We start from the raw sequence: 4,157 nt of genomic DNA on the forward strand, positions 1-4,157 counted from the left end.
CTCTGCCAGGCGCTTTTCCTCTTCTTCAGAAAGAATGGGAAATGTGCGCACCTGGGCAACGTACGAAACCAGGTCGTCAGACCCCATGTAAGAAAACACCGACGCTGTGAGCATACCAGAAGCACTCCCCATTTCACAACCACCTGCTAGCAATACAGGTGCCATATAGGTAGAGTATAGTGAATTTTCAAGACTTTGCTAGTATAATGGTTGCTGGTGTACGGGAGATGTTGCAATGAACGTGATCATCACATGTAGAGGGTACAAGGCGACAGCAAGCATAAAATCCTATGTTGAAGATAGTATTTCTTCCCATTTAGGCAAGTACTTGCACGATAGTCCGCAGATTAACGTAAGGGTAGTCATGGCAAAAGAGGCACACATGTTTACTGCGTGCGTCTCGATACATGAAGATCACCACGAATTTGTCAATGCATCAAAAAGTGCTGAAACGGTATACAAGGCCGTAGATGCCGCAGTCACGCACGTGGCTAATGGGCTGCGTAAGTATAAAGAAGAAAAAACAGATAAAAACCACACCGCAAATTGAAGGGCCACAAAGGACGAGATGAAGTGATATTCTTCATCAGCGAAGAAGCTGGTGGCCCGGGCGTTGAAAACTCGCGCCTCTATATACCTTTGTATATATGTATATCAGGAGGGGGGATATCGCTTAGGAAAATGCCTGCAGGAGGAGCAGCCATGGGAAATGGGATTGTTGTCGATACCCGCGTTGCTGTCCACAAACACAAAAATCGTAAAGAATGGTATGTGTCAAAGGGAGCACCCTAGCTTGGAGTTAGCCTGACAAACGCGGTGGTGGGGTAAAATAGCCGCGCATAACAGCGGCAAGCGTACTTGGGAGTGCCATGATATCCCCCGGCGCTGCATGCGTTGGTAGGTATATCCGCATTGGTGTGCACTTTCACGGCGGTTCAGGAGTAGTATATAGTCCTTCTTAATCTGGCCATCGCATGATATTAGTACTCAATGTTAGAGCATCTGTGGTGCGCAGTAGTATGTCAACCAAAGCTAGCATATACGACGTTACTCCCATTGCACAGTTTCTCAAGAGGCATCAGTCTTTAAGCTACTCTGTTTTCTGTATGTATAATTCGCTAATGTCCAAGCTTCCGCGTTATCGCAGTTATTCCAGAAGATAATTAATATTGTGGTAATCCGTTAGCATGTAATGTCTGCATAAATCAAAATGATCGGAGAAAAATAACAAATGCAAGGGGGATCTGGCAACATCCGCAGTGAGCTGTTAGAAGCAATACGCACCAACAATGCTGAAGGTGTCCGAAAGGCGTTGAAAGCGCTCCCGGCGGAAGAAAAAGCCGTCGCGATGTGCCGTCCAATTTTTGACAACAAACCGTTGTTGCAATATGCGCTCGCACAAGGCAAAACCAATACGAGCCCAGATGCATTTAAGGCAATTCTGGAATTTTGCACTCCCGATATCCTCAACACGGCGGATCCTAACGGTAATCAGCCAACATTTATGGTACTCGAAGCCCCCAAAGAATACCTGGATGCCATGTTGGAAACAAAAGGCGTCAACTGGGGGACCAGTAATGCAATGGGTGACACTCCCCTCTCCCACGCGTTAAAAACCATTGAATGCGATGTTCAGTCCTATAACAAGTTAGCGCAGCTGCATCCGCACGTTTTGTACCGGGTAAACAAAGCTGGCAACAACATTTTGCATTCTGCGTGTGAATCCGGCAAGTGGAACAATATTGCACTCGCCATGAATCTGCGCGATACAGTATTGGAGACCCCACTCGGAAGCAACGCAGGCGGGAGCGCCGTAGACTTACTAAACCAAAAAAACGGCTTGGGTGAAACCCCGCTGCACATAGCTTATAGAAAACTTTCTGCAGACGACTCCAGAATATTTGAATATTATCCAGACGTCGCAACCAAAGTAGATCTCCTAGCTAAGGACAAAGAAGGCAAATCGGTAATCTACAGAGCGGCAGAAGCTAATAATGACTACGTATATACTCTGTGCAACGACAATCCTAGCTATGCCCGAGAGCTGGCCATGGTTGGGCTGGAGCGCGACGATCAATCCATAATCGACAGGCTTGTCGGGTCTCAATTCTCGCCGGACAACCCACCAGACCTGCTTAAAGAGTGTGTTCATGAGTTACTAAAAGACCCAGACAGGCTGGTTAAGTGTCTAAACGCCGGAGATGCAAGAACTGACCTGTGGGAGGCCCTATATAACACACTAGAGACATCTGAGGACAAAGCAACCTTCATGTGTTGCGTTGCGGCATCAGCGCATTACCAACTCGCCTGGAGGCTAATCGGAGCGCGATCAGAAGAATCACACGCCCTGAGCGATAATATGAACCTGGCTCTGGAGCGCAGCCGCAGCCTTGAGAACCCAAATCTGCTGGGCAGTATGGTGTCCAGATTTCCTAATTCCAGTTGCGCTCGTGCAGATAAAATAGCCGAATTTGCCCAGAAAAACCCGACTGCGGACACCTTGCTAACTACACTTGAACGCACTGCAGAGTATCGCTCGGCTGGTACAATACTAAAAGCGATATCGCAGCGCAATTGTTCTGGTACCTCAGCAGTGAGCAAAATGATAAGCTCATCTGACGGGGATAAAATATTCAAATTCCTTGATGGCGTGTCACAGCACATCGTCGCGCTGGGCGGCCGCTCAACAGATTATGATCGTACCATCGAGGAAGGCATACAGTCGCTACGGGAAGAGGTATTCAGGAGCACACTAAGCCTCGCAAGTACCGGGGACATTGACAAAATGCGCGCCGTATTTAGGGCGATGCCAGACTCAGTATACGCGGAAGACCCTATATCAGGTAAGAGCGTATTGGAAGTGGCTTCTGATGCTGGTCACACGCAAGCAACACACTTCTTGCTTGAATTCCATAAGAAGATCTCCAGAAATGCCGAGGTAAGCACCGACGCTGAAGACCTGCAGCACGCTATAGAGAGCATAATACAAGTGGCTAGGGTCGCTCCGGACACCGCAAGCAACATGGTTGAGGGTATATTGCGGAGCGGAAAATCCATTCCGTTACCTGACGCCAATAGAATATTGCAAAATGCAGCTCCAGAAAATGCGCACAGATTGTCGGCTGTCCTTGAGAGACAATACCCAGGGATTACAGAGCAAGTGTCACAGCAACGCGCTGCGCTCCCACAGCGGCAAAAAGGCTTGGCCGAGCTGTACGCACCCAGACAGAGCGTCGAGGGCCCAGCGAGCACCAGTACCAGCTCAAGTGCACGCATTGACAACGACAATGAAGTGTTGCGAGACTATGGATTGCTGAGCAAGTACGTTCCTATACTTGCAAGTTCAGCGGATGAACCGCACAAATTTAAAAAGACCCTCAAAGACGATTTTCAAACTTTTGAATCCCTCAAGCAAGCAGCCCACGCCGACAAAACTGGGCATAGCATCTTCACGCTGGTAGCAATGCGTGGCACACCAACACAAATGGACCTGCTCGTATCCAGATTTGGCGAAGTACAGACCCAGAATCTGGCCTTCAAAGCCGACTACGAGAGCTTCTCTTCCTTGGGCTCCCCTCTGCAATGCGCGATCAGGGGCGGCAATCTTACCATGGCGCATCACCTATTGGGGAAGATGGACCCTGGCAAAATATGCGTGCAATACGGCGCAAGCAAAGACAACCTACTGCACACTCTGGTAAAAACCGGAAGGTCGGATATTCTGTTTTCTTTGCCCCACGCTACACAACCGCCTAGCACAACACCCGACAAAAGGCTATCGTCACTTGTGATGGACGCAATCGCGCAAAAAAATGCCGATGGGAAAACACCCATGGATATCGCAATGTCCACGAGCGAGGAGTCACGTAGCGCGTTATGTGCATTCATCACGGGCGCACTACAAAGCAAAGATATGGAACACCTGCTGGGCAGCGGCGTGATGACCGATCTGGCATTGCAACACAACAATCCTTCGATGATGAGGTGGGTGTTTGATCTCGCTGAAAAATTTAACGCTAATCAACAAGCAGATGTAGCTAGCACGCGTATTGATGTATTGGGCAATCAGAACAATACCAAAGCCCTGATAGCTCGGACCGCCCGGAACAGTAACCCTGAAGTGCACCGGGTCTTACTAGAGAAGATACGAGAAAAAG

The 4,157-nt window shown here is 48.8% G+C and carries 1 protein-coding gene and 1 pseudogene; both read left to right on the forward strand.

The window, feature by feature from the left end:
- Positions 1 to 235 precede the first annotated feature (235 nt).
- Positions 236 to 550 carry a ribosome hibernation-promoting factor, HPF/YfiA family gene (gene hpf / locus GAC_RS04970; protein WP_010264593.1) on the forward strand — a complete coding sequence of 105 codons (315 nt, stop codon included), beginning with the start codon at positions 236 to 238 and terminating at the stop codon, positions 548 to 550.
- A 681-nt stretch (positions 551 to 1,231) separates the two neighbouring features.
- Positions 1,232 to 4,157, forward strand: a pseudogene (gene ankC / locus GAC_RS04980) (ankyrin repeat domain-containing protein AnkC); the annotation flags it as partial.

The sequence above is a fragment of the Anaplasma marginale str. Florida genome (genome assembly GCF_000215485.1).
Lineage (GTDB): Bacteria > Pseudomonadota > Alphaproteobacteria > Rickettsiales > Anaplasmataceae > Anaplasma > Anaplasma marginale.